This window comes from Rhodococcus sp. NPDC003348, assembly GCF_053589375.1.
In genome coordinates, this window is the sequence record NZ_JBSFRT010000007.1 from 39,278 (window position 1) to 63,273 (window position 23,996).

Consider the following 23,996-nt stretch of genomic DNA (forward strand, 5'->3'; position numbering starts at 1 on the left):
TCACTTGGTCCAGACGACGTTCTCGCCGGGCTCCTTGTTCATGACGCCGTACTTCACCAGCAGGGTGCTGAACTGGTCGATCGCGTCGACGTCCAACGCCGCGTCCCACTGAATGAATTCGGTCTTCGCCGCGACCGCGGGGTCGGTGCCGATCACCTTCGGCAGCAGGGCACGGACCTCATCCTGATGCTCTTCGGCGTAGGTGAGGGTTTCGTCGAGGGCTGCGGTGAACCGTTCAACCAGATCGGGGTTGGCGTCGACGAGCTTGCGGCCGCCAACGATGACCAGCTCGGCTCCGCCGAGGCCCGCAGCGGGGATGAAGTCGCTGACGATGGTGCCGCCGCTGCTCAGAATTTGCCCCATGAAAGGAGGGCCCGCCATCCCGGCGTCGATCTGACCGCTCGCGAGCTGCGCGGCGACCTGGTCGAAGCCGAGCTGGACGAACGTGATCCTGTCAGGGTTGCCACCATCCTGCGCGACGGCCTCCTTGATCCCGATTTCGCCGATGCTACCGAGGGCGTTGATCGCGACGCGCTTGCCTTCGAGATCCTTGGCCGACTTGATGTCCGAGCCCGCGCCGACGAGGACGGCGACGGAGTCGTTCACGGTGTCGGGACGATTCTTGGCGTAGCCGGACACGATCGGGACATCGAGGCCCTTGCTGCTCGCGACCAGGGGCGTGGTCGGACTGGCCAGGACGAAGTCGAGGCCTCCGGAATTCACGGCCGGCAGCTGCGCGGCGCTCGACTGGCCCATGACCAGCTCGACCTCGATGCCGTGATCGGCGAAGAAGCCCTGCTCCATACCGATCTCGAAGGCACCGACCGCCGATGAGGGGAACAGCCCGACCTTCACGACGTCGAGGCCACTGTCCGATTTCGGTGCGGCGCCGTCGTTCGAACCGCTGGAGCACGCAGTCAGCGCGAGCGCCAGGGCCGCGCTCCCGGCAAGCACAGACAAGGTCCGCTTCATGAATTCCTTCTTCCCTGAATCCGACTGTTCCCGGCGATCTTGATCGGCCGTGCAGGTGTGACGCCCGCAACATCGACTATGTCACATATTTCACATTAATCAAGCATTAATGCATTTCTGCTAGAGAATGCATTCTCAGGTCAACTGCAGACGAGCAGTGGAGAACACCGACTCCAGAGTCGAGTCGAGGTCCTGAGCGAGACACTCGGCCGCGATGACATGGTCCGGTCGCACAATCACCGCCGAGAACGGCCGCTGATGGAACCAGGACTTGATCACGCCCGACGGATCGCCAACTACGTTCACGCCGTCCCCCGCGTTCGCCGCCGCCCACGAAAGCTGGGCAGCAGGTACCAGATGCACCAGGCGAGCGCCGAGCGACTCCAACCGCTCCGCGTTTTCCTTGTCGATGAGCTGCTGTGGATCGTTGTTCCACACGAAGATCCGCCAGCCGGCCCCCGTCACATCGTCGAGCAACTGATCGGACGCGGTCGTGGTGCACACCCGCGGCTGCGGGAAGAGCGTACCGACAGCCGACTTGAAGTCCTCTGCAATGGGTACCGACTTCAACTGCCGCACCCGCGCCGGCACCACGACGCCACGCTCGTAGCGCGGCATGGGTTTGAACCCCTGACCGGAAACGTACGCCTTGAGCCGCGGCAACCTGTCGACGACCACTGCCGCGGCATCACGCGCGGCAGAACGCAGTTTGCTGCGGTTGGTGACCAGGTTGGCCATGCCGACCGACAGATCGACCATCGCCTTCACATGGTCGCGACGCTCCTCCGCGTAGGTGTCGAGCAACGCGTCGTCGGCTCGCCCCTTCACGACAGCAGCAAGCTTCCAACCAAGATTCATCGCGTCACGAATGCACGAGTTCCACCCCTGACCCGCGACCACCGGCATGACGTGGGCCGCGTCTCCGGCCAAGAGAACCGGCCCCTCCCGGAACCTCGCTGCCAGTCGAGCGTGATGGGTGTAGACGCGTCGACGGATGATGTTGAGTCGCCTCGGATCGGGCACGTGCTCGGCAAGGAGGCCGTAGATGAACTCGTCCGATTCCACCAACTCCTCCCCCTCGTCGTCGAGCATCATGAATTCCCAGCGCCGAATACCATGCGGGAGACCGAGAGTGGCGTAGCCACGCGTCGGATCGCCACCGAATACTGCATGCGGTGTGCCGAGCGGGTCGTCGGCGACATCGATCACCAGACCGCGCTGCTTGCGCGTCTCGCCTTCGAACTCGATACCGAGATGGGTCCGGGTGAAGGACCGACCACCCTCACACCCGACGACGTAGCGCGCAGTGATCTGCGAGGTCTCTTCGCCTGATCTGACCGTGACTGTCGCCTCGCTGTCGTTGTACACGAGGTCGATTGCCTCGGTCCCGAGCCGGACGTCGACCGTTTCGAAACGCTCCAAACCTGCCAACAGGACCTGGTCGACCAACGGCTGCACGAAACCGTTACGTCGAGGCCAACCGAATTCGCGTGTCGTCGGGTTGATCTCCGCAATGATCTTCATGTCCCCGTTGACGATCCGGACCTGCTGGTCGGGGACCGTGTGCGGCAACACCTTGTCGACCAAGCCGATCGACTGCATCACCCGCAGCGCCTCGTCGTCGATTCCGACCGCACGCGGATAATCGATGAGCTCCTCGAGTGCCTCGATCAGCACAGTGCGCACACCTTGCTGCCCAAGCAAGTTCGCGAGCGTCAGCCCGGTGGGGCCCGCGCCGATGATCAGGACGTCCGTGTTCACGATTCACTCCTCAGGGTTGCGATGTTCTGCCGTGCCTGGGCGCCGACCATGAGGAGGTCGATCCCGAGCCCCACGTAATCGATCAGTTCCGCACGAGCCAGATCACCCGCGTAGACGGGGGAACTGGAGTAGATGCCGCAGGTCCGCCCGTGTGCCCGAGCCGCCTTCGCGACTTCGACGATCGCGTCGTACACCGGGCCGTCCGTCCAGTCGGCCCCGCCACCGAGACCGAAGGACACGGCCAGATCCGCCGGTCCGATGTACACGGACCCGACACCCTCCACCGAGAGGATCTCCTCGGCGGAGTCGAGCCCACGGCGCGTCTCGATCTGCACGATGCACTCGACCGCTTCGTTCCCGGCCTCCGTGTAGCTGCTGCCGGAATACAACTGGGGGCGGCTGGGCCCCAGGCTGCGGCGACCGAGCGGCGGATACTTGGTCGCCGCCACGAGGGCGCGGGCCTCGTCGGCACTTTCGATGGTCGGGGCGATGATGCCGCGCGCGCCGCTGTCCATCAGGCGACCGATCGCACCCGAGTCGATGCGCGCCACACGCGCATAGGCGTACCCGACGTCGCGCGGAATCGCCCGCAGCATCGTGCAGGCGGTCTCCAGCCCGACCTCACCGTGCTGCAGGTCGATGACGACACCGTCGTACCCGTTGAACAGACCGCTTTCGACGATGCTCAGAGACGGGGTGGCGACATGGAGAAGGGCGGGGATGTTCGTCACTTGCCACCCTCGGCCAGTCGACGAGCGTGGGCGGCTGCGTTCTCACCACCGAAGACCGGAACGATCTCCCGGCGACGGATACGCCATTCGCCGTCCACCTGGACGTACTCCTCGCGGAACTCGCCGACGCTTGCGGGCCGCAGCGGATCGTCCTGCGTGCTGCGGAAAGTCGTGTAGTAGGTCGTGCCGGTGAGGACCCCGTCCTCCCAGGCCAGGCGGGTGCCGCCGGAGAAGTGACGGACCGTGCCCGCGTCCTGGGTGACGCGGCGCTCGCCCCACGCCTTGATGGCATCGCGGCCGTTCATGGTGCCGAGCGGTCCGAAAGAGACTGCGTCCTCGGCGTAGAGCGTGTAGAGCCGGTCGGCATGACCGTGGTCGATCATCCAATGGTGCTCTGCCACCAGTTGTTCGATCGCGACGCGGATTTCGGTGCTGACAACGGGCGCAGTCCCAGAGACGTTCTCGGTGATTCCGGTCATCGCTTCATTCCTTCGAGTCGAGGGTTGCGCGAACGCAACCGAGTCCGGTGATGGTGGCGGTGCATTCGACGTCGGCCGGCCAGGGCTCGATGTATCCGATGGAGCCCGAGAGCAGGATCTCGCCGGCTCGCAGCGGCTGGCCGATCCGCAACGCCGTCTCTGCAAGCCACTGCACCGCGTTGATCGGGTCGCCCAGCACGTTCCCACCCACGCCGCGGGTGATTTCGGAACCGGCCGCCGTGGTGATCACCATCTCGACGTCGGCCAGTTCGATTTCGCCGTAGGCGTGTCGTTCCTCGCCCAATACGACCCCGTCGCACCCTGCGTTGTCGGCGATGGTGTCGACAATCTGACCGACGTTGCCTGCGTAGCGGAAGTCCACGAGCTCGAATGCCGGAGTGACGTAGTCGATTGCGTCCTTGATCGCCTCGAGCTCGGCGTCGAGGATGTCCTTCGCCAGTACGAAGGCAACCTCGGCCTCGATTCGCAGGAAGTTGTGCGCGGACGCCGGCCGCACCACACCCGAGGTGTGAACCATGTCGTCGTGGATGATGCCGTAGTCGGGCTCGAAGACCCCGACCCGCTTCTGCACGAGCGGATTGGTCAGGCCGACCTTGCGGCCGACGCGACGCACGCCGAGTTCGGCCTCCCGCCGGGTGGCGACGAGCTCGGAGATGCGGTACGCCGCATCCAGATCGCGCTCGGACAGCCGCGGACTGACGAAGTCCATGGTCGTGACCTCGCGGCGGGCGCAGTAGAGCTCATCGGCGATCTGCTCGATGACGCTGGTGTCTGTCATGGTTCAGCCTTTCCGTGCGAGGAAGTCGAGGGCGGCGGCGTTGAAGGTCTCGGGGTCCTCCCACTGCGGCCAGTGCGCTGCGTTCTCGATGAGCAGGAACTCGCCGTCCGGGATCAGTTCGGCGAGTTCTTCTCCCACCTCGGGGCCGCCGCTGGGTTCGTGGTCGGTCCACACCAGTAGTGCCGGTACGGGGATCGCCGCGAAGTCCTCGTCGGTAACCTGGTTGCGGAAGCGGGTTTCCGGCTGACGCAGCACCGCGATGTGGCGCATGGAGTCGCCGAAGCCCTCGCGGGAGTAGACCGCCTGCCGGATGTGGACCAGCTCGTCGGTGATCTTCTCGGGGTCGTGGATGACGACCTGCAGCCGCTGCCTGACATTGCCGAAGGTCGGTTCGGTGACGGCCTGCCGGCTGACGGACTGCGCGCGGTCCACCCGCTCGGCGGTCGTGACGCGACCGCCCGGCGCGCTGAGGATCACCGTCCGCACCCGCTCGGGGTGGCGGGCGGCGAACTTGATCGCGATCCATCCGCCGAGGGACTCGCCACACAGGTGCGCGCGCTCGATGCCGAGCACGTCGAGCAGTGCGAGCAGGTGTTCCTCGTACTCGGGGATCTCCAGGTCGTGATCGGTCAGAGTGGTGAAGCCGTGGCCGGGATAGTCGTACCCCACCACGCGGTACTTCGACGCCAGGGCACGGATGTTCTGGGTGAAAGCCTCGATGTGCCCCGTGGTTCCGTTGAGCAGGACCACGGTCTGCTCATCGGGCCGGCCAGTGCCGCCGACCGTGAGCACACGGGTGCGCCAGCCGTTCACCTCGACGTAGTCGAGGCGGTGCGGCAGGTCTGCGATTGCTGCCCAAAAGGTCTTGAACTCGTACATGTCATCACGCTCCGATCGCGGCCTGGATACCGAAACCGGCGCCCCAGGTCTGCACGGGCCAGTAGTGGTCGACGGCAATGCGGTAGGGACCGGCTGTGGAGAGCGCGGCGTATGCCGCGATCCAGCTGCGCATCTCGTGCGCAGCGCTGCCGCCCTCGGCCACAAACCAGTCGTTGGACCATCCGTCGACCGTGGACAGGTCACCGGAGCGGAACACATCAAGGACCAGCTCGTCCCAGGCTTCGTTGAGGGGCGCGCTCGAGGCCTTGCCGTCCGCGATGGCCTGGATTCCCGCGACGATCGCCTGCTCGCGCGCGGCGCGATCAGCTCGGGTGGGGGCGTATGCGATGAGACGCTCCCGCAACGGTTCCGGGGCGCCTTCCCAGCGCGGGACAGGCGGGTTGTGCGAGATGCCGCCGGAGGCCACCAGCAAAACTCGCTTGTCGAGTTGTTGCGCCGCCCTACCGACTGCTTCCCCGAACAACCGGACACGCTGCATCGGCGTGAGCGGGAAGCCGAGAGCGTTGACAAAGATGGGAACGATGGGTCGGCTCAGCGGGTGGCCATAGATGAACTCGAGCGGCTGCAGGATGCCGTGGTCCACCGTCATCCGCTCGGACCGGCCGATGTCGATTCCCTGTTCGAGGACCAGGGCGTGCAGGGTGCGGGCAGTGTCTCCGTCGACGGGCACCGGGCCTGCCGTGGTGCCGTAGTCACCGACGCCGACGGCCTCGGCTCCGATCGCCCAGGAAGTGATGAGCGAGTACAGCTGGCCGTTGAAGTGATCGGGGCCGAAGACGACGACCACCTCAGGGTCGAAGCTCTCGACGAAGGCACGCACCTCACCGATCGCGGCCTCGATTTCCGCCATCATCGTGCCTCCCGGGTCGACATTGCCGAATGACGGCGCATGGGACATGGCAGCGACTGCCAAAGGCATGCCAGCAGTTCCTTTCATCAGGGGCACCCGCAGGAGGCAGGGTGGGTCGCCTGCAACGAGGCGAATCTAGTATCTAGAATCATCATTCTAGTGATGCCAGACACAATTGTCCATGATTATGATTTCGGCTCGAGTGGGTTCCACTCAAGCGCAGGGCACGAAGGCTCCGCCCGAGAACGGGCGACTGCGGCACAGGGACAACTCCGCGAAGCCCACGCCCGCCCGGCGCCGGCGTGGGCAGCGATCCGAGGGTGACCAAGTCAGAATCGACACTCGAACAGCTTGTGCCACAACATGAACAAGGCACATGCGAATCACGGATTGAGCCAACCATCCGACCCGGGCGATCAAGCCCAGCCGATTACCGGCTGTCGATCCCGGCAAAGTCTGGCCGGTGGAACTCGAACGTGGGCGAGCAGATCTCGGGAGAACGGCTGGGGCTGCGGTTCGCAGACAGCCGGAGCGGGATCAGTGGAATCCTCGTCGATGCCGCAACCCGGTCACGGTACGGCCACCCCGACGGACAGTTGACTTGCCCGCACGGGGTGGCCCGACGAGCAGCACACTCGTGCGACCCGAGAGGCCGGCAGATCAGGAACCGACAGGATCGGTCAGCATGATGCCGAAGCCGGTACCCCATTCGTGGACCGGCCAGTACCAGCGGCCGGCAACCGTCGGCACTGCGACCGCGTTGGCGGCCGCGAAGGCCGCGACCCAAGCGCGGATCTCGTGCGCCGATCCCCCTCCCTCGCGCACCATCCATTCATTGGCCCAGTCGTCGACCTCACCGAGCCGACATTCCGCCAGAGTGTCCATCACGAGTTGATCGAACTGCTCGTTCAGCGGCTGTTGACCGGCTCCGTTGCGGCCGTGGGCGAGCGCGGCGTCGATGACTCGCCGCTGCCGCTCCTGCCGTTGTTCGGTGGTGTAGTGGCGTCCGCCGATCAGGCGCTCGCGCACCTCGGCCGAGGCACCCTGCAGCTTGGGGACCGGCGGGTCGTGTGAGAGGCCTCCGGAGCCGACGACCAGGACCCGCTTGCCCCACAGCGCGGCTTCGCGACCGATCGCCTCACCGAGCTTCCTGACCCTCCGCATCGCCACCAGTGGCAATCCCACCGCATTGACGAAGATCGGCACGATGGGACGCTCGTAGTCTGCACCGAACAGCATCTCGAGAGTCTGAGCTATGCCATGGTCGACGTACAGCCTCTCCGATTGAGCGACATCGATTTCCGCGTCGAGCGCCGCCCGCACGAGCAGACCGGCGCGTTCGCCGTCGACGGGGAGCACGCGCTGCTGCGTGCTCCAGTCGCCGACGCTGACAGCCCCCGAGCCGATGCAGAAGGCCGGCATCATGTCGTAGAAGACGCCGTTGAAGTGGTCCGGCCCGAAGACAACCGTAACGTCAGGATCGAATGCCTCGATCGCGCTCCGAACCTTGGCCATCGCCGCGTCGATCTCGTCCAGCACTCCACCGGAAGGCTCGACCTCTCCGATGAGCGGCGAGTGCGACATCGTGCAGACCGCGATCGTCACGGCTAGTGCTCCGCGACGATCTCGTTACGAAGGACTCCGAGGCCGGTGATTTCGACCTCGACGACGTCGCCGGGGCTCAGCAGGCCCGGCGGGTCCATGAAAAGTCCCACGCCGCCAGGTGTTCCGGTGACGATGATGTCGCCGGGAGCGAGCGGGGTGAAGGTCGAGATGTGCTCGATCAGACGATCGATCGGGAATCGCATGTCCGCGATCGTCGCCTTCTGGCGCTGCTCACCGTTGACCCGTGTCTCCAGAGTGCAGGAGTCGAGATCAGCCACGTCGGCAGCCGGCACGAAGTACGGACCCATCGCCCCGGTGCCCGGGAAGTTCTTGCCCGGGGTCCACTGAGTGGTCGCGCGCTGCCAGTCGCGCACCGTGAAGTCGTTGTAGATGCTGTATCCCGCAATCACCGAGGACGCATCGGCACCAGGGACCTTGAACGCCCGCGCACCGATGACCACGGCGAGTTCGCCCTCGTAGTCGAACTGGCCTGCGACCGCAGGAATCTGCACGGGGACGAGGTGGCCGGTCTGGGAGTCGGCAAACCGCGTGAACAGCGTGGGCGCGCCAGCTTCCGCCCGACCGGTCTCCTCCTGATGGGACCGGTAATTGACGCCGACGCAAATGATCTTCGTCGGATTCGGCACGGCCGGCAGGAACGACACCTCGGACTCCGAGCCGACAGGCTCCAGTCCATCGATCAGGGAATCGCGAAGCAGATTTCCTTCGATCGCGTCTCGCAAGGTTGCGGCCACATTCGCGCCGCCCGACCCCAAGTCGTAGACCTGCCCATCGACCACGGCACCCCAGCTCGGCAGGTTCTCCGACACCTCGAAACTCACGTACTTCACAATCACTCCTTCGAAGAATGCATTCTCAACGCGAGAGTACTTCAGTAGTGAGATAAAACATAGCCTGACGGACCATGAAACGATCCAGGCACCGTCGGGCGTCACCACTCCGACATCACCACATCGCGCGGGCGGCGAAGAGCGCTTCGCTGTTGCGACACATGACTTTCGGACTACGCATCGCCGATAGCCAGCACCCCTTGCAGCGGCGCGTCAGCCCTGTTCGGGGTTGCGGCCAACCCCCTTTGGTGAGCAGATTCCGGTGATCGGCGAGCTGCCCGTTCGGCCGACAATCGCGGTGCGGGGACGGCGTGGGCTCTAGCGCAGCTGCTCGCGACGGGAGATGGTGCTGCCCAGGCCCGCCGCGGCCGCCCTGACGGCCGCGACCTGGGTTTCGGGCCGGAACCGTCCCGTGGGCCCGGTGACGCTGATCGCCGCGACGGTGTCCCCTCCGGGACCGACGACGGGGGCCGCGACGCAGTTGATGCCGAGCGCGGATTCCTCGTGCTCGAAGGCGACCCCGGTTTCGACGATCCGGTCCAGCTGACGCCGCAGGATCCCGGGCGCGACGATCGTGTGCGGCGTGCGCCGGACCAGCGGCCCCGCCAGGACCTCCTGCTGTAGGTCGGGCGCGGCGTAGGCGAGGAGCGTCTTGCCGATCGCGGAGCAGTGCAACGGAATCCGGCCGCCGGTCCGGGAGGGGGACTTGGCCTGCCGGTGGCCGCCGATCTTGGCCACGTAGACCACGTCGTGGCCGTCACGGACCCCGAGGTGCACGGTCTCGTGGGTCCGCTCGTACAGGTCCTGCAGGAACGGCATCGCCATCTCCAGGAGGCTGCGTTCGAGAGAGGCGAGCATCCCGAGTTCGAAGAGCCCGCCGCTGAGCCGATAGCCGCCGTCCACCCGGTCGAGGAGCCGGTTCGCGACCAGCTCGCCGGCGAGCCGGTGCACGGTGGCCTTGTGCAGGCCGGTCCGGCGGACCAGTTCGGCGAGGGGCAGGACCTGATCCTCGGGGCGGTAGGCACGCAGGATGGTCACCGCCTTGCCGAGCACGGTGTCGAGATTCGCGGCGCCGGTCACATGGACCAGCGTATCGCTGAGTGAGACGTTGGGCTGGTCCCCTCGCGCGAGTGCCGTAACAGTAGTGCCCATGAGCCAGCCCACGAATTCCATCGCGGCGAGCGAATCCGACATCGCCGCTGCCGCGGACCGCCTCGCGTCCGCCGCCGCGGCCGGTGCGCCGTGCGCGCCGATCCGGGACCTGATCGGCGAGGCCAACCTGGAGGCCGCCTACGCCGTCCAGCAGCAGTTCAACGATCGGCGACTGCAGGCCGGCGCCCGCATCGTCGGTCGCAAGATCGGCCTGACCTCGAAGGCCGTGCAGGAGCAGCTCGGCGTCGGCCAGCCCGACCTCGGCGTGCTCTTCGACGACATGGACTTCGCAGACGGGTCCGACATCCCGATGTCGCGGCTGATCCAGCCGAAGATCGAGGGCGAGGTCGGCTTCGTCCTCGGCAAGGACCTGATCGACGGCCCCCTCGACGTCGCGCAGGTGCGCGACGCCATCGACTACGCGGTCGCCGCGCTCGAGATCTGCGACAGCCGGATCCAGGGCTGGGACATCCGCTTCAGCGACACCGTCGCCGACAACGCCTCGTCCGGTGTGTACGTCCTCGGCTCCGAGCGCCGCACCCTCGACGAGGTCGAACCGGTGGACGTGACCATGTCGATGAAGGTCGACGGCACCGAGGTCTCGACCGGCAACGGCGCCGCCTGCCTCGGCGACCCGATCGAGGCCGTGGTGTGGCTGGCGCAGACCGCCCGCGAGCTCGGCCAGCCGCTGCTCGCCGGACAGGTGATCCTCTCCGGCGCGCTCGGCCCGATGGCGCCCGTCGGCGCCGGCAACACCGTCACCGTCACCGTGTCCGGTCTCGGCACCGTGACCGCTCGTTTCGTGGAAGAGAAGGAAGCATGAGCAAAGTCAAGGTCGCGATCATCGGATCGGGCAACATCGGCACCGATCTGATGATCAAGGTGATGAACCACTCCGAGTACCTGGAGATGGGCGCGATGGTCGGCATCGACCCCGCCTCGGACGGACTCGCCCGCGCCGCCGCACTGGGCGTCCCGACCACCCACGAGGGTGTCGAGGGCCTGGTGGCACTGCCGAACTTCGACGAGATCGAGATCGTCTTCGACGCCACCTCCGCCAAGGCGCACGTGGTGAACAACGAACGCCTCGGTGCGCTCGGCAAGCGGATGATCGACCTCACCCCGGCCGCGATCGGACCGTTCGTGATCCCCGCGGTCAACGGCGACGAGCACCTCGACGCCCCCAACGTGAACATGGTGACCTGTGGTGGTCAGGCGACCATCCCCATGGTCGCGGCGGTCTCCCGCGTCGTCCCGGTGGCGTACGCCGAGATCGTCGCCTCGATCGCCTCCAAGTCGGCAGGCCCGGGCACTCGCGCCAACATCGACGAGTTCACCGAGACCACCTCCTCGGCGATCGTCTCGGTCGGCGGCGCCAAGCGCGGCAAGGCGATCATCATCCTCAACCCGGCCGAGCCGCCGCTGATGATGCGCGACACGGTGTTCTGCCTCGTCGACGCGTCGGACCCGGCCACCCACGACGAGATCCGCCAGTCGGTCGAGAAGATGGTCGGCGACGTCGCCGCCTACGTGCCGGGCTACCGGCTCAAGCAGCAGGTCCAGATCACCGAGATCCCGGCCGACCAGCCCGTCGAGACGCTGCTGGTCGAAGGCGCCACCCGCCCGACCCACCAGGTCTCGATCTTCCTCGAGGTCGAGGGCGCCGGTCACTACCTGCCCACGTACGCGGGCAACCTCGACATCATGACCTCCGCCGGACAGCAGATCGCGGAGCGCATCGCCCAGAAGAAGGAAGCCAGCCGATGAGCACCAACCCCACCATCTTCGTCCAGGACGTCACCCTCCGGGACGGTATGCACGCGGTGCGCCACCGGATCACCCCGGAGGACGTCAAGCGGATCGTCACCGCCCTCGACGATGCCGGCGTCGACGCCATCGAGGTCGCCCACGGTGACGGCCTGGCCGGCGGTTCCGTCAACTACGGTCCCGGTTCCAACTCCGACTGGGAGTGGATCGAGGCGGCCGCCGAGGTGCTCCAGCACGCCCGGCTGACCACCCTGCTGCTGCCCGGCGTCGGCACCATCGAGGAACTCAAGCACGCCTACAAGCTCGGTGTGCGCTCGGTGCGCATCGCGACGCACTGCACCGAGGCCGACGTCTCCGCGCAGCACATCGAGACCGCCCGCGAGATCGGCATGGACGTCTCAGGCTTCCTGATGATGAGCCACATGGCCCCGCCGGAGGAGCTGGCCAAGCAGGCCAAGCTGATGGAGTCGTACGGCGCGCACTGCGTCTACGTCACCGACTCGGGCGGACGCCTGACCATGAACGACGTCCGCAATCGCATCCGCGCCTACAAGGACGTCCTCAACGACGGCACCGAGATCGGCATCCACGCGCACGAGAATCTCTCCCTGTCGGTGGCGAACAGCGTCGTCGCCGTCGAGGAGGGCGTCTACCGCGTCGACGCCTCGCTCGCCGGACACGGCGCCGGTGCGGGCAACTGCCCGATCGAGCCGTTCATCGCGGTCGCCGACCTGTACGACTGGAAGCACAACTGCGACGTCTTCAAGCTCCAGGACGCGGCCGACGACATCGTCCGTCCGCTGCAGGACCGGCCGGTCCGCGTCGACCGCGAAACCCTGACCCTGGGCTACGCCGGCGTGTACTCGTCCTTCCTGCGGCACGCGGAGATCCAGTCGGAGCGCTACGGCGTCGACGTGCGCACCCTGCTTCTCGAGGCAGGCAAGCGCAAGCTGGTCGGTGGCCAGGAGGACATGCTCATCGACATCGCGCTCAACATCGTCGCCGAGCGCGAGGCCGCCGCCAAGAAGTAGGCGCTCCCCCGCAACACGGCAAAACCCCTGTGCACACACCTTTTCGGGAGTGCACAGGGGTTTTCTGCGTCGAATGCCCGTGTGCGTGCTGCAGAAGCCGTGTGCACGGGGTGAGGGAAGGACGATGACCGCGGGCCCGGTGGAGTCGTCCACCGGGCCCGCGGTCGTTGTCATGCCGGCGGTCAGACCAGCTCCGCAACCTTCTCCTCGGCCACCGGCCGCGCGGGCGCAGTGTTCCGCTTGCGCCCGGTGAACCATTCGATGGCGATCACGCAGACCAGCGCGACGGCCGCCCAGATCAGGAACGTGACCGCGTGGCCTCCCACGCTGTCACCGCCGAAGTAGAGGATCGAGCGGGCGGACTCGACCGCGGCGGGCATCGGCAGGATGTCGTGGAGTGTCCGGAAGATCTCGGGCGACAGGTAGATCGACATGCCACCGCCGGAGGCGGGGACGCCGAGGAACATGACCACCAGGATCACCGGCAGCACCGCGAGCATGCCGAGCAGTCGCGCGAACACGGTCGTGAACATCGAGATGGTGAACGTCGCGAGCGCACCGATGCCGATCAGCTGCCAGGCGTGACCGGAGACGGCCCCGACGATCGGACCTGCGATCGTCCACACCACGACGGACATCGCCAGCGCCCAGCCGGCCGCGATCGGCAGCAGCCTGCGCAGGGCCAGCAGCTCCGGCGCCGCCGTTCCCATCACGATGATCAGCATGAACCCGGACATCATCCAGCCGATCGCCAGGTACATGCTCACGGTGCCCATGGTGTCGTTCGAACCGAGCGGGGTGACGTCCGCAGTGGTCAGCGGCATGCCCTGCTGCTGTGCCACCTGCGTGAACACGGTGGTGACGGTCTGCTGCTGGCTCATGCCCGCAGCACCTGCGGTGATCAGCGTCGCCGTCGGGTTCTCCGCACTCGGCAGGACGAACGCACCGACGACCGTCCGGTCGACGACCAGCTGCTCCGCCTCGTCGGGTGAGGCGACCCGGAAGTCGAACATCCCCTCCATGGACTTGTCGAGGCCGGCGGCCAGCTGCTCAGCCTGCGCCGGGTCCGACGCGGCGACGGCGACGGGCAGTTCGCGCGGCGACGGCTGGTACATCGACGACGTCATGATCGACATCATCATCGCGACCATGGCGAGCGGGAACAGCGCGATGGTGGCGTAGCGGGCGCGGGTCGACTGCGGCCGGTTGCCGGTGAAGGAGGCGAGCGTCGGTTCGGGCAGCGCCGCCTCGGGGTTCCTGCGCCGCTTGAGGGCGTCGACGAGCACCGTCAACGCGACGGCGACCAGGGCACCGACGGCGAGGACGACGAGGTGGCCGGTCAGTCCGTTGCCCCCGAAGTACAGGACCGAGCGCAGTGCCTCACCGATGGCGGGCGACGGCAGGAAGTTGTACAGGACCGAGAAGATGCCGGGCATCGTGTGCACCGACATGCCCAGGTTGGAGGCCGGGATGCCGAGCACCATCAGGAACAGCATGCCGACGAGCACGGCGAGCGGCCCGAGGATGCGGGTGAGGAACAACTGCACGCACGAGATGGCGAACACGCCGAGCCAGCAGATGCCGAGGACCGCGGCGGTGTGCCCCTCGATGGCCCCGAGGATCGGGTCCGCGATGAACCAGACGACGGCGGAGATCAGTGCGGCCCAGCCCGCGAGCAGCGGGTAGATGCGGCGCTTACGCAGCAGTTCCGGAGCCGCCGAGAGGATCAGGCTCAGGGGCATGTACCCGGCGAGCACGAGTGCCGTCGTCATGAACATGACGCCGAGGCCTGCGCTGTCGTGGGCGGGCAGCGGTGCCAGGTCGTCGGTGGCGACGGTGGCGTCCTGAGATGCCGCGAACGGCACCAGCAACTGGTTGACGGTCGATGCCTGGGAGGCACCCGCCGCGCCTGCGGTCAGGACGGTGGCCTCGCCGGAGTCGGAGAACACGACGGCACCGACGACCTCACGGTCGGTGACGAGCGCCCGTGCCTGGTCGGCACTGTCGGCGACCCGGACCTCGAGGGCCGACGGGTTGGACGCCTCCAGTGCGTCCGCGAGTCGGGCGGCCTCGACCTGCGATGTTCCGACGACGGCCACCGGCAGGTCGTGCGGTTTCGGCGCGTGCATCGCCCCGAGGTAGCCGCTCACCATCATCGAGACCATCAGGAACGGGAAGATCAGCATCCCGACGTAACGGGCGATCTTCTCCTTACGGGCCCGCGCCGCCTCGGCAGCTGCGGGATCCACCTGGTCCACCCCCTCGACCGGCGGTTGCACCTTCTTGCTCACGGCCACTCCTCGTCTGCGTCACTGCGTTCCCGGCTCGAACCGAGCACCAGTCAAAATTACGCCACGTGACTTAAAATGGACAATGTGACGCGTGCATGACGTTGGTCTCACCGCACGCGAGATCATGGGTCCGGGTCACACCGACGGAACCAGCAGCCGGTTCCACCGACGACAGGAGCGAGATGGCGCGCAAGAGCGAGCTGGCGCGGACAGCGCTGATGGACGCGGCCGAGGAACTCTTCGGCCGGTACGGCATCGACCAGGTCTCCAGTCGGCGCATCGCCGAACACGCGGGGGCCGCCAACCACTCGGCGGTCGCCTATCACTTCGGTGACCGCGACGGCCTGATCCGGGCACTGTTCGAGCGACAGGCCGAGACCACCGACGCGCTGCGTTCCGCCATGTTCCGCGAGATCGGCGCCGACGGGAGCCTGACCGACTACCTGCGCTGCATGATCCTTCCTGCGACACAGTCGTTTTCGGCGCTGCCGATACCGTCGTGGCGGGCCCGGTTCATCAGCCAGGCGCGACACAACCCGACCGCCGTGAAACTACTCACCGAGCGGGCAACGACCGTGTCGTCCGAATCAGAGGAGATTCGCGCGCTGACCCTCACCCACCTCGGCCACCTCGACCGCGACGTGATGATCGGCCGGGCCTGGATCCTGAGCCGCATGATCTTCGACGTCTGCGCCGAATACGAGGCGTCCGTCGCCGCAGGCAACCGCGAGGCCGCGTGGGAAGCGCTGGGCAATTTCCTCACCGACGCCGCCGCCGGCCTGCTCGGAGCCCCGGTCTCCGAGCCGAGCCCGTTCCACCCGGACCCGGCTACGCTCTAGCCTCCGGAACCGGCCTGACCTCCGGAACCGTAGGGCCGGGTGAGGATTTCGAGGTAGTGCCCGTCCGGATCGAGGAAGTACACCCCACGACCGCCGTCGTTGGTGTTGTACTCGCCGGGCCGGCTCTGCCGCGGATCGGCCCAGTGGTCGCGTCCCTCGGCGACGATCCGCCCGTAGATGGCGTCGAAGTCGTCCTCCGAGACCAGGAATGCGTAGTGCTGCGGCACGATGTCGACGTGACCGGGCGGCTGCGCATAGTCCAGCGTGACACCGTTGGCGAGCGTCACGGACAGGAAGTGGCCCGCCGGGACCGGATCGGGCAGACCGAACAGCGTGGTGAGGAAGGTGGCCGAGCGCTGCTTGTCGCGCGCCCCGACGATGGTGTGGTTGAACGAGATGGTCACGAAGAACCCCTCAGGTACGACGCCTCCATGCCTGACGCAGTCCGCCATCGACACGCGACGTTGCCCACCACCTTGCCCGAGGAGCCACGGCGGCGCAACCGGATTCAGCGGTAGTCGGGGTTCGGGAACGTCGGGGCACAGCCCGCGTCCCACAGCGAACGCTGGTTACCGTGGGCGGGAATCCCGCCCGCGGCCTTGATCATTGCGGCCATGTGCATGAGGTTGTACGTCATGAACGTCGTGTTGCGGTTGGTGAAGTCGTTGTCCGGCCCACCCGATCCCTCGTCCAGATAGGACGGACCCGGTCCGGCCTCACCGATCCACCCGGCATCGGCCTGCGGCGGGATCGTGTACCCGAGGTGCTGCAGGCTGTAGAGCACGTTCATCGCACAGTGCTTGACGCCGTCCTCGTTGCCGGTGAACAGCGCGCCTCCGACCCGGCCGTAGTACGCGTACTGCCCCTTGTCGTTGAGGATCGCCGAGCACCCGTACAACCGCTCGATGACCTTCTTCATCACGGAACTGTTGTCGCCCAACCAGATCGGACCGGCCAGCACCAGGATGTCGGCAGCCAGGACACGCTCGAACAGTCGCGGCCACTCGTCGCTCGACCATCCGTGTTCCCGCATGTCCGGGTACACGCCGGTCGCGATGTCGTGGTCGACGGCCCGGATCTGGTCGACCGCCACCCCCGCGTCCCGCATCAGCGACACGCTCCGGTCGATCAACCCCTGCGTGTGGCTCAGTTCCGGCGACGGCTTGAGGGTGCAGTTGACGTACACCGCGAGCAGACCGGTGAAGTCGGGTCGCGGCTCCGAGGACGAGGGACTGGACATGGGCACCTCCATGTGACGGCGGTACGCCGGCCGTGCAGTCCGGTGAGCGAACGCGGGCCGTCAGGCCGGCGTCGGCGATCCGAGAATCCACGATAGGCGCCGCGGGCCTCGCCCGTGACCCGAAGACGCCGAATGCGGCGGTCGCCTCGTGAGCGACCGCCGCATTCGGCGTCGGTGGGCCGGAGCCCGAGGAATCAGGCCTTCGGCGTGAACGCCGCGAGCGGCTCGGAGGCCGACCAGTCGTGGCCCCAGTAGCTGTCCGCGGTGATTTCCTCCGCGGTGTAGTGATCCTCGTCGACGAGCATGCCCTCGGTGCCGAACTCGATGTCCCAGCCGCCGGGTGCGCGCACGTAGAACGAGACCATCTTGTCGTTCGTGTGCCGGCCCAGGGTCGAGGACAGCGAGAAGCCGAGCTTGTTGATCCGGTCCAGGGCCTGACCGACGGCGTCGAGGGTGTCGACCTCCATCATCAGGTGAACCATGCCGGGCGCCTCGGTCGGCGGCGCCGGGCAGATCGCCAGGCTGTGGTGCCGCTGGTTGACGCCGAGGAACCGCACCCGCCGCGCCGGACCGGGGGAACCCGGGCCGCCGAGCCGGATCGCGCCACGCGGACGGAACCCGAGGACCTCGGTGAAGAAGTCGTAGGTCTCCTGGAACTTCGGCGTCGGCAGCACGACGTGACCGAGACCGGCCGCACCGGTGACGAACCGTCCACCGTGCGGGGTGACGACCGGGCTGTGGTCGAGGACCGGACCGAAGAAGACCTCGGCGACCGTGCCGGACGGATCCTGGAACGTGATCGCCCGCTCGACGCGCAGGTGGTCCGCCTCGTCCTGCGTCATCTCGCGGACCTCGATGCCGGCCTTCTCGACCTTCTCGCGCACCGCCTGGAGCGCGAACTGGTCACGCACCTCCCAGCCGACGGCGAGGACCTTGTCGACGTCGCCGGGCAGCACCTGCAGTCGCGACGTGCGCTCGTCGACGCGCAGGTACAGGCCGTTCTCGTCCGGTCCGGTGCCTTCGGCCATGCCGAGTCCGTCGATCACCAGTTCGCGCCAACGGGCCAGATCCTGCGACTGAACCCGCAGGTACCCGAGGGAGTGGATGTCGGTCATGTCTCTTCCCAATCCTTCCGGAATCAGATCATCGAGCGGTGGATGCCCTGCGGCTCACCGCCGAGCTGGGTCAGGGCCGATGCGTGGTTGATCGAACCGGGCACGTGGATCGCATGCGACAGGCCGACGTGTGCGTCACGCCAGAAACGCTGCAGCGGCAGCGTCACCTTCATCGCACCGCCACCGGCGCGGGCGAAGACCTCGTCGAGGGCGCTCACGGCGCGCCATGCGGCGTTGGTCTGGGTGCGGCGACCGATCGCACGCTCTTCGAAGGTGATCTCCTGCCCCTTCTCGGTCTTGTCCCAGAAGCGATCGACGGTCTCGAGGATCGCCACACGGGACGCGTTGATCTCGTCCGCGGCCTGACCGATGGCGTACATGACGTACGGATCGTCCTTGATCGGGACGCCGGTGACCGCAACCCGCTCCTTCTGCATGGCGATGTACAGCCCGAGACCGCCCTCCGCCATACCGATCAGCGACGAGGAGATGCCGAGCGGGAAGATGCACGAGAACGGGAACTTGTACAGCGTCTCGTCGCGTCCGGCGTGCGCGGCGCCGTTGCCCTGCAGGACGATGTCGGCGTCGATCGTGCGGTACTCGGGCAGGAACGCATCCTTGACGACGAAGTCCTTCGAGCCGGTGCCGCGCAGGCCCACGACGTTCCAGCTGTCGTCGTCGACCGTGTAATCCGACTTCGGAACCAGCACGTGCAGGTTCTTGCCGGTGCGCTTACCGTCCTTGTCGCCGAGGGCGGCGCCGATCATGACCCAATCACAGTGGTCGTTACCGGTCGAGAACGACCAGCGGCCGTTGAGGATGTAGCCGCCGTCGGTCGGGACCGCGACACCCATGGGTGCGTAGGGCGACGCGATCCAGGTGTCGACGTTCTCGCCCCACACCTCCTGCTGGGCCTTGGGATCGAAGAAGGCCATCTCCCACGGGTGCACGCCGACGATGCCGGAGACCCAGCCGGTGGAGCCGTCGATGGCACCGATGCCCATCGCGGTCTCTGCGAACTCACGCGGGTGCGCCTGGAGGCCGCCGAACTCCTTCGGCTGCAGCATGCGGATGACGCCGGAGTCACGCAGCCGCTTGGCGTTGCCGTCCGACAGACGCATGAGCTTCTCGCCCTCGATGCCGCCTTCGCGGATCTCGTCCGCGTGCTGCATGATCCGGTCCAGGACCTCTCCCATGACTTCCCTCATCTCTGCTGATGATCCGGCGGCGGGGCCGCCTCTTGTGTCTGAACGTCCCAGCCTCAGGCGGACGCGGCTTCGCTGCTCTCGCTCAGTGGGAGCGTGTTCGCGGCGGCGTACTTGGCGGCGAGGTAGCCGAACACCATCGACGGGCCGATGGTGGCGCCCGCGCCCGCGTACTCGTTGCCCATCACCGATGCGGTGGTGTTGCCGGTCGCGTACAGGCCCGCGATGGCGGAGCCGTCGCCGCGCAGCACCCGGCTGTTCTCGTCGGTGACGAGACCGCCCTTGGTGCCGAGGTCACCGGCCTCGCACTTGATCGCGTAGAACGGGCCCTTGACGATCTCGTCCATGTTGGGGTTCTTCATGGTGGGGTCGCCGTAGTACCGGTCGTAGGCGCTGTCGCCGCGGCCGAAGTCCTCGTCCTTGCCGGATCGGGCGAAGCCGTTGAACCGGTCGATGGTCGCGAGCAGCTTGTCGGCCGGGACCCCGATCTTCTCGGCGAGCTCACGCAGCGTGTCGGCCTTGTGGATGACACCGGAGTCGTAGAAGCCCTGCGGGAACGGCATGTTCGGCAGCACCTGCGCGAACGGGTAGCGGTTCTTCGCCTTGGTGTCCATGACGAACCAGGCCGGGACGTGACCGCCCTCGAGCTGGTCGTGCACGAAGTTCACGTACGGCGACGACTCGTTGGTGAACCGCTCGCCCTGCGCGTTGACGATCACCGACGGCGGGATGCACCGCTCGGAGACCAGCGGGATCACCGCGCCCATCGGGTGGAACACCGACGGCATCCACCAGGCGTCGTCCATCAGGTCGACCGCGGCACCGAGCTTCTGACCCGCCAGGATGCCGTCACCCTTGAGTTCCCGGGCACCAGCGCTGGCGTTCGCGCGGCCGTGCTCCGGAAGGTACTTGTCGCGCATCTCCTGGTTGTGGTCGAAGCCGCCCGTCGCGAGCAGCACGCCACGGGTGGCGCGGATCCGGACCGTCTTGCCCTCACGCTCGGCGACCACACCGATCACAGTGCCGTTGGCGTCGGTGACCAGCTCGGTCATCGCGGTGCGCAGCCACAGCGGGACGCCGTAGTCCTTGAGCACCATCCGCATCCGCGCGACCAGGGCCCGGCCGCCGGTGGACATGTGCCTGCGGCGCACCGTGTTCGACGCGACGCGCCACGCGGCGACGAGCGACGCGCGGCGTCCGGCCCAGGTGCGCTTGACCAGCGCCAGGTCGTGGTAGTCCTTCGACGTCACCCACAGGCCGAGCGGGCCCTTCATGCTGTTGGGACGCTGGAACTGCTCGTCCTCCTTCAGCTTCCGGGTGTCGAACGGCAGGCACTCGATGGTGCGGCCGAGGGCGCTGCCGCCCTTCTCCTCCGGGTGGTAGTCGGAGTAGCCCTTCACCCAGTACAGCTTCATGTTCTTGTTGCGGTCCAGCAGCTCCATCAGCTTCGGGCCGTTGTCGACGTAGGCGTCGATCCGGGCGTCGGAGACACCGGAGCCCTTGGTCAGAGTGCGCAGGTAACCCTTGATCTCGTTGGGGTCGTCGACCTGCCCCTTGCGGGTGAGGGTGGGGGCGTTGGGGATCCAGATGCCGCCGCCGGAGATGGCGGTGGAGCCGCCGAACTTCTTGCCCTTCTCGATGATCAGGGTGTTCAGGCCCAGCTCGGCGGCGGTGACGCCGGCGGACATGCCGCCGCCGCCGCTGCCGACGATCAGGAAGTCGACGGTGGTGTCCCAGTTCTGGTCGGTGGTCATTCTCAGCTGTCCTTGCGGGTCAGGAAGGCGAGCACCGCGGAAGTCCAGGCCTCCTTGGCCTCGATCATCGTCCAGTGCCCGCAGTTCGGGAACACGTGCAGTTCGGCGTTCGGGATGTCGCGCATCGGCAGCATCGCCATGTCGACGGGGCTGACCCGGTCGTCGCGACCCCAGGTGAGCATCGTCTGGGCCTGCACCTTGTGCAGCTGCGCCCAGTACGGGGTGGCGCCGGAGGCCTTCGCGGCGGCGGCATTGGCGGCGAACGCCTTGCTGCTGTACATCCGGGCGGCGATCTCGAGGGTGAGCGGCTCGGTGGCCAGCGCCCAACGCTCCTCGATCAGCTGCTCGGTGACCACGGCCGGGTCGTAGACCATCGAGTGCAGCCACCGGATCAGGCCCTCACGGGTCGGGTTGTCGGTGAACTCCATCAGCAACTTGATGCCCTCACCGGGCCCGGGGGCGAAGACGTTCTTGCCGATGCCACCGATGGTGACCAGCTTGTTCACCCGCTGCGGCGCGTTGATGGCGACGTTGGTGGCGACGATGCCGCCCATCGAGTTGCCGATCATGTGCACCGGCTCGTCGATGCCGAGCGCGTCGAGGAACGTCCCCACGGACGCGCCGGCCATCACCATCGGGTGCCCGTCGCCCGGGTCACTGACGCCGAAGCCGGGGAACTCGAGAACGAGGCAGCGGAAGTGCTCGGCGAAATCGCCGAGGACGCCGCGGTAGTTGCGCCAGCCGGTGACGCCGGGGCCGGAACCGTGCAGGAGCAGCAACGGCGGGCCGTCACCGGCTTCGTGGTATCGGAGCACGCCGAGGTCGGTGGCGACCTCCCGCTTGGTGCCCTCGTAGGTCAGTTCGCTCGTCATGGACCCGACGGTGCCAGGTCAGGCATCCCGCTGGGAGTGACTTTCCCGATCAGCGAGATTGTCGGGCGCCGCCCGACCGGCGTGGCGATGGCCCTCACGACCTGCCACCCGGGACTAGCATGACCCACACCACGACCCGGAACGGGAGTAGACATGGCGAAAGCACTGAAGTCCCTGGACGAAGCAGAATTCCTGCTGATTCGTGAGACCAAGAAGACCGAGATGGCCGACCTCGACGAGGACGACCTGATCGTCCTGCACAGCCGGATCCGCAAGGCCCGCAACAAGTACGTCGGAAAGTACCGCCGCGCGGGCGCGAAGAAGGTCGTGGAGAAGGGCGGACGCGGCGCAGGCAAGAGGGCCAACAAGATCAACGCCCGCAAGGCCGAACTCTTCGAGGACGCCCTGGCCCGGGTCAGTCGGCGGCTGGCGGTCGTGGCCGAGCAGACCGCACTCGAGCTCAAGCAGGAGCGGCTGGCGCGGGCCCGCAAGGAGGCGCCGTCGTTCGGTGGCGTCGACACCGACACCGGGAAGGTGTCCTCCGCCGGGGTCCAGCGCGTCGACCAGACGCGGCAGTCCCCGGGCCGGATGAAGTACGAGGCCTCCACCATCGCCGCCGGCGACCGTCGTCAGGCGGCGAAAGACAACCGCTGACGCCCACCGGCTTTCAGCACTCGGGCCCGGTCACGCCACTCGTGACCGGGCCCGAGTTCCGTCCGTCCTAGATCCAGCCGCCCGCGCGGCCACCGAGCACCCGGGTCCGCGCCTCCGGCGACCAGGTGTCCGCCGGGACCGGAACCGCCGGCTGCACGGCACGACGGGTGGCTCCGAGTTCCGGGTACAGGGTGCGGCCGATCTCCCGTGCCGCGTCGACGACCAGCGGCGCAACCCGCTCGAGGGAGGCGGTGCGCACGTCACCGCTGAGCGACAGCGCCGCGACCGGCCCCTCGGGACCGCGGATGGCGGCGCCCACGCACGCGACTCCCCGGGCCGATTCCTCGCGCTCGAACGCCAGCCCGCGACGCTGCCGGATCCGGTTCAGTTCCAGGTGAAGGGTGCCGAGGTTGGTGATCGTGTTCGCGGTGGCCCGGGCGAGCCGGCCGGTGCACACGGCGTCCACCCGCTCGGGGTCGAGCCAGGCGAGGAACGCCTTGCCCGCGGCGGTGGAGTGCGCGGGCACCCTACCGCCGACACGGGACGGGATCGCGCTCGCCATGCGCCCGCCGACCTTGTCGAGGTAGACCATCTCGTGGCCGTCGAGGAAGGACAGGTGCACGACCATGCCGGTCTGCAGGTGCAGTTCGTGCAGCAGGGGTGCGGCCGCCTCACGGATCTCGGCGTGCCCGCCGTCCCCGCCGGTGCCGAGTGCCCGGCGGCCGAGCCGGTAGCCGAAGGAGGCGTGCTCGACCCAGTTGAGCTTGACCAGCGAGTCGAGGATGCGGTGGACGGTCGAGCGCGGCAGCTGCGAGCGGCAGGCGACCTCCTCGAGCGTGAGCCGGGCGGCGCGGCCGTCGAACGCATCGAGGATCAACGTCATGCGTTCGACCATCGAGGGCGGAACCTCGCGACCGCCCTGGGGGGTCTTGCGGCTTGGCGCTTCGGTGACGACCGTCATGACGACTCCTGAAGGTCCGGTGGATCGACCATCCGATCCAAAACTGAAATCAATTCTGAAACTGTAGCAAAACCGGACAGTGATGTGGAACACCCCACTCCAATCACCGGTCCCGGTGACCGAGAGGGTCCCCGCACGCACACCCCGGGTGATGTAGAAACCGGTCG

The 23,996-nt window shown here is 67.3% G+C and carries 23 protein-coding genes; 5 read left to right on the forward strand and 18 right to left on the reverse strand.

Annotation, left to right across the window (positions count from 1 at the left end):
• The 10 genes from ACWDU4_RS06690 to ACWDU4_RS06735 all read right to left on the reverse strand — a co-directional run bounded on the left by ACWDU4_RS06690 (position 1) and on the right by ACWDU4_RS06735 (position 10,028).
• Entirely contained in the window at positions 1 to 972 is a 972-nt protein-coding gene (locus ACWDU4_RS06690; protein ID WP_450113086.1) for an ABC transporter substrate-binding protein, read from the reverse strand.
• Positions 973 to 1,107: 135 nt separating this feature from the next.
• On the reverse strand, positions 1,108 to 2,733 hold the full coding sequence (gene mhpA, locus ACWDU4_RS06695; protein WP_450113087.1) for a bifunctional 3-(3-hydroxy-phenyl)propionate/3-hydroxycinnamic acid hydroxylase MhpA: 1,626 nt from the start codon (positions 2,731 to 2,733) through the stop codon (positions 1,108 to 1,110).
• Entirely contained in the window at positions 2,730 to 3,464 is a 735-nt protein-coding gene (locus tag ACWDU4_RS06700) for an HpcH/HpaI aldolase family protein (RefSeq protein WP_450113088.1), read from the reverse strand. The genes mhpA and ACWDU4_RS06700 overlap by 4 nt, the downstream gene beginning before the upstream one ends.
• Positions 3,461 to 3,943 (reverse strand): nuclear transport factor 2 family protein, encoded by a 483-nt coding sequence (locus ACWDU4_RS06705; protein ID WP_450113089.1) that lies wholly within the window; start codon positions 3,941 to 3,943, stop codon positions 3,461 to 3,463. The genes ACWDU4_RS06700 and ACWDU4_RS06705 overlap by 4 nt, the downstream gene beginning before the upstream one ends.
• A gap of 4 nt (positions 3,944 to 3,947) precedes the next feature.
• Complete coding sequence (locus ACWDU4_RS06710) at positions 3,948 to 4,742, reverse strand: 2-keto-4-pentenoate hydratase (RefSeq protein WP_450113090.1); 795 nt, start codon at positions 4,740 to 4,742, stop codon at positions 3,948 to 3,950.
• Between the two features lie 3 nt (positions 4,743 to 4,745).
• Positions 4,746 to 5,621: an alpha/beta fold hydrolase gene (locus ACWDU4_RS06715; RefSeq protein ID WP_450113091.1), complete on the reverse strand. Its 876-nt coding sequence runs from the start codon at positions 5,619 to 5,621 to the stop codon at positions 4,746 to 4,748.
• Positions 5,622 to 5,625: 4 nt separating this feature from the next.
• Positions 5,626 to 6,579, reverse strand: a complete 954-nt coding sequence (locus tag ACWDU4_RS06720; RefSeq protein WP_450113213.1) for a 3-carboxyethylcatechol 2,3-dioxygenase — start codon at positions 6,577 to 6,579, stop codon at positions 5,626 to 5,628.
• Between the two features lie 573 nt (positions 6,580 to 7,152).
• Positions 7,153 to 8,097, reverse strand: a complete 945-nt coding sequence (locus tag ACWDU4_RS06725; protein ID WP_450113092.1) for a 3-carboxyethylcatechol 2,3-dioxygenase — start codon at positions 8,095 to 8,097, stop codon at positions 7,153 to 7,155.
• A gap of 2 nt (positions 8,098 to 8,099) precedes the next feature.
• Complete coding sequence (locus ACWDU4_RS06730; protein ID WP_450113093.1) at positions 8,100 to 9,056, reverse strand: fumarylacetoacetate hydrolase family protein; 957 nt, start codon at positions 9,054 to 9,056, stop codon at positions 8,100 to 8,102.
• A 210-nt stretch (positions 9,057 to 9,266) separates the two neighbouring features.
• Positions 9,267 to 10,028, reverse strand: a complete 762-nt coding sequence (locus ACWDU4_RS06735; RefSeq protein WP_450113094.1) for an IclR family transcriptional regulator — start codon at positions 10,026 to 10,028, stop codon at positions 9,267 to 9,269.
• A 70-nt stretch (positions 10,029 to 10,098) separates the two neighbouring features.
• Here ACWDU4_RS06735 and ACWDU4_RS06740 point away from each other — a divergent pair, with 70 nt between their 5' ends.
• Genes ACWDU4_RS06740 through dmpG form a run of 3 tightly spaced genes read left to right on the forward strand, consistent with a single transcriptional unit; the run spans position 10,099 to position 12,898 of the window.
• A complete protein-coding gene (locus ACWDU4_RS06740) occupies positions 10,099 to 10,923 on the forward strand; it encodes a 2-keto-4-pentenoate hydratase (protein WP_450113095.1) in 825 nt (274 codons plus the stop codon).
• Positions 10,920 to 11,867 carry an acetaldehyde dehydrogenase (acetylating) gene (locus ACWDU4_RS06745; RefSeq protein ID WP_450113096.1) on the forward strand — a complete coding sequence of 316 codons (948 nt, stop codon included), beginning with the start codon at positions 10,920 to 10,922 and terminating at the stop codon, positions 11,865 to 11,867. Before ACWDU4_RS06740 ends, ACWDU4_RS06745 begins: the two co-directional genes overlap by 4 nt.
• A complete protein-coding gene (dmpG, locus tag ACWDU4_RS06750) occupies positions 11,864 to 12,898 on the forward strand; it encodes a 4-hydroxy-2-oxovalerate aldolase (RefSeq protein WP_450113097.1) in 1,035 nt (344 codons plus the stop codon). Before ACWDU4_RS06745 ends, dmpG begins: the two co-directional genes overlap by 4 nt.
• A gap of 182 nt (positions 12,899 to 13,080) precedes the next feature.
• Here dmpG and ACWDU4_RS06755 read toward each other — a convergent pair whose 3' ends face one another.
• Positions 13,081 to 15,189 carry an ABC transporter permease gene (locus ACWDU4_RS06755; RefSeq protein WP_450113098.1) on the reverse strand — a complete coding sequence of 703 codons (2,109 nt, stop codon included), beginning with the start codon at positions 15,187 to 15,189 and terminating at the stop codon, positions 13,081 to 13,083.
• A 182-nt stretch (positions 15,190 to 15,371) separates the two neighbouring features.
• Here ACWDU4_RS06755 and ACWDU4_RS06760 point away from each other — a divergent pair, with 182 nt between their 5' ends.
• Positions 15,372 to 16,028 carry a TetR family transcriptional regulator gene (locus tag ACWDU4_RS06760; RefSeq protein ID WP_450113099.1) on the forward strand — a complete coding sequence of 219 codons (657 nt, stop codon included), beginning with the start codon at positions 15,372 to 15,374 and terminating at the stop codon, positions 16,026 to 16,028.
• On the opposite strand, the gene ACWDU4_RS06765 is transcribed toward ACWDU4_RS06760, so the two are convergent.
• The 6 genes from ACWDU4_RS06765 to ACWDU4_RS06790 form a co-directional block, all read right to left on the reverse strand.
• Entirely contained in the window at positions 16,025 to 16,432 is a 408-nt protein-coding gene (locus ACWDU4_RS06765) for a VOC family protein (RefSeq protein ID WP_450113100.1), read from the reverse strand. The two genes, ACWDU4_RS06760 and ACWDU4_RS06765, sit on opposite strands and share 4 nt — an antisense overlap.
• Positions 16,433 to 16,536: 104 nt before the next feature.
• A complete protein-coding gene (locus ACWDU4_RS06770) occupies positions 16,537 to 17,268 on the reverse strand; it encodes a flavodoxin family protein (protein WP_450113101.1) in 732 nt (243 codons plus the stop codon).
• Between the two features lie 194 nt (positions 17,269 to 17,462).
• The gene (locus ACWDU4_RS06775) at positions 17,463 to 18,383 is read right to left on the reverse strand and encodes a VOC family protein (RefSeq protein WP_450113102.1); all 921 of its coding nucleotides are present in this window, start codon (positions 18,381 to 18,383) and stop codon (positions 17,463 to 17,465) included.
• A gap of 23 nt (positions 18,384 to 18,406) precedes the next feature.
• Positions 18,407 to 19,579 carry a hydroxylase gene (locus ACWDU4_RS06780; RefSeq protein WP_450113103.1) on the reverse strand — a complete coding sequence of 391 codons (1,173 nt, stop codon included), beginning with the start codon at positions 19,577 to 19,579 and terminating at the stop codon, positions 18,407 to 18,409.
• A gap of 65 nt (positions 19,580 to 19,644) precedes the next feature.
• Positions 19,645 to 21,342 carry an FAD-binding protein gene (locus ACWDU4_RS06785; protein ID WP_450113104.1) on the reverse strand — a complete coding sequence of 566 codons (1,698 nt, stop codon included), beginning with the start codon at positions 21,340 to 21,342 and terminating at the stop codon, positions 19,645 to 19,647.
• Between the two features lie 2 nt (positions 21,343 to 21,344).
• The gene (locus ACWDU4_RS06790; protein ID WP_450113105.1) at positions 21,345 to 22,214 is read right to left on the reverse strand and encodes an alpha/beta fold hydrolase; all 870 of its coding nucleotides are present in this window, start codon (positions 22,212 to 22,214) and stop codon (positions 21,345 to 21,347) included.
• Positions 22,215 to 22,367: 153 nt separating this feature from the next.
• Between ACWDU4_RS06790 and ACWDU4_RS06795 the strand changes: the two genes are divergently transcribed.
• Positions 22,368 to 22,868, forward strand: coding sequence for a hypothetical protein (locus ACWDU4_RS06795; protein ID WP_450113106.1), 501 nt, complete (start codon positions 22,368 to 22,370; stop codon positions 22,866 to 22,868).
• 67 nt (positions 22,869 to 22,935) lie between these two features.
• Here ACWDU4_RS06795 and ACWDU4_RS06800 read toward each other — a convergent pair whose 3' ends face one another.
• Entirely contained in the window at positions 22,936 to 23,829 is an 894-nt protein-coding gene (locus tag ACWDU4_RS06800; RefSeq protein WP_450113107.1) for an IclR family transcriptional regulator, read from the reverse strand.
• Between the last annotated feature and the right edge of the window lie 167 nt (positions 23,830 to 23,996).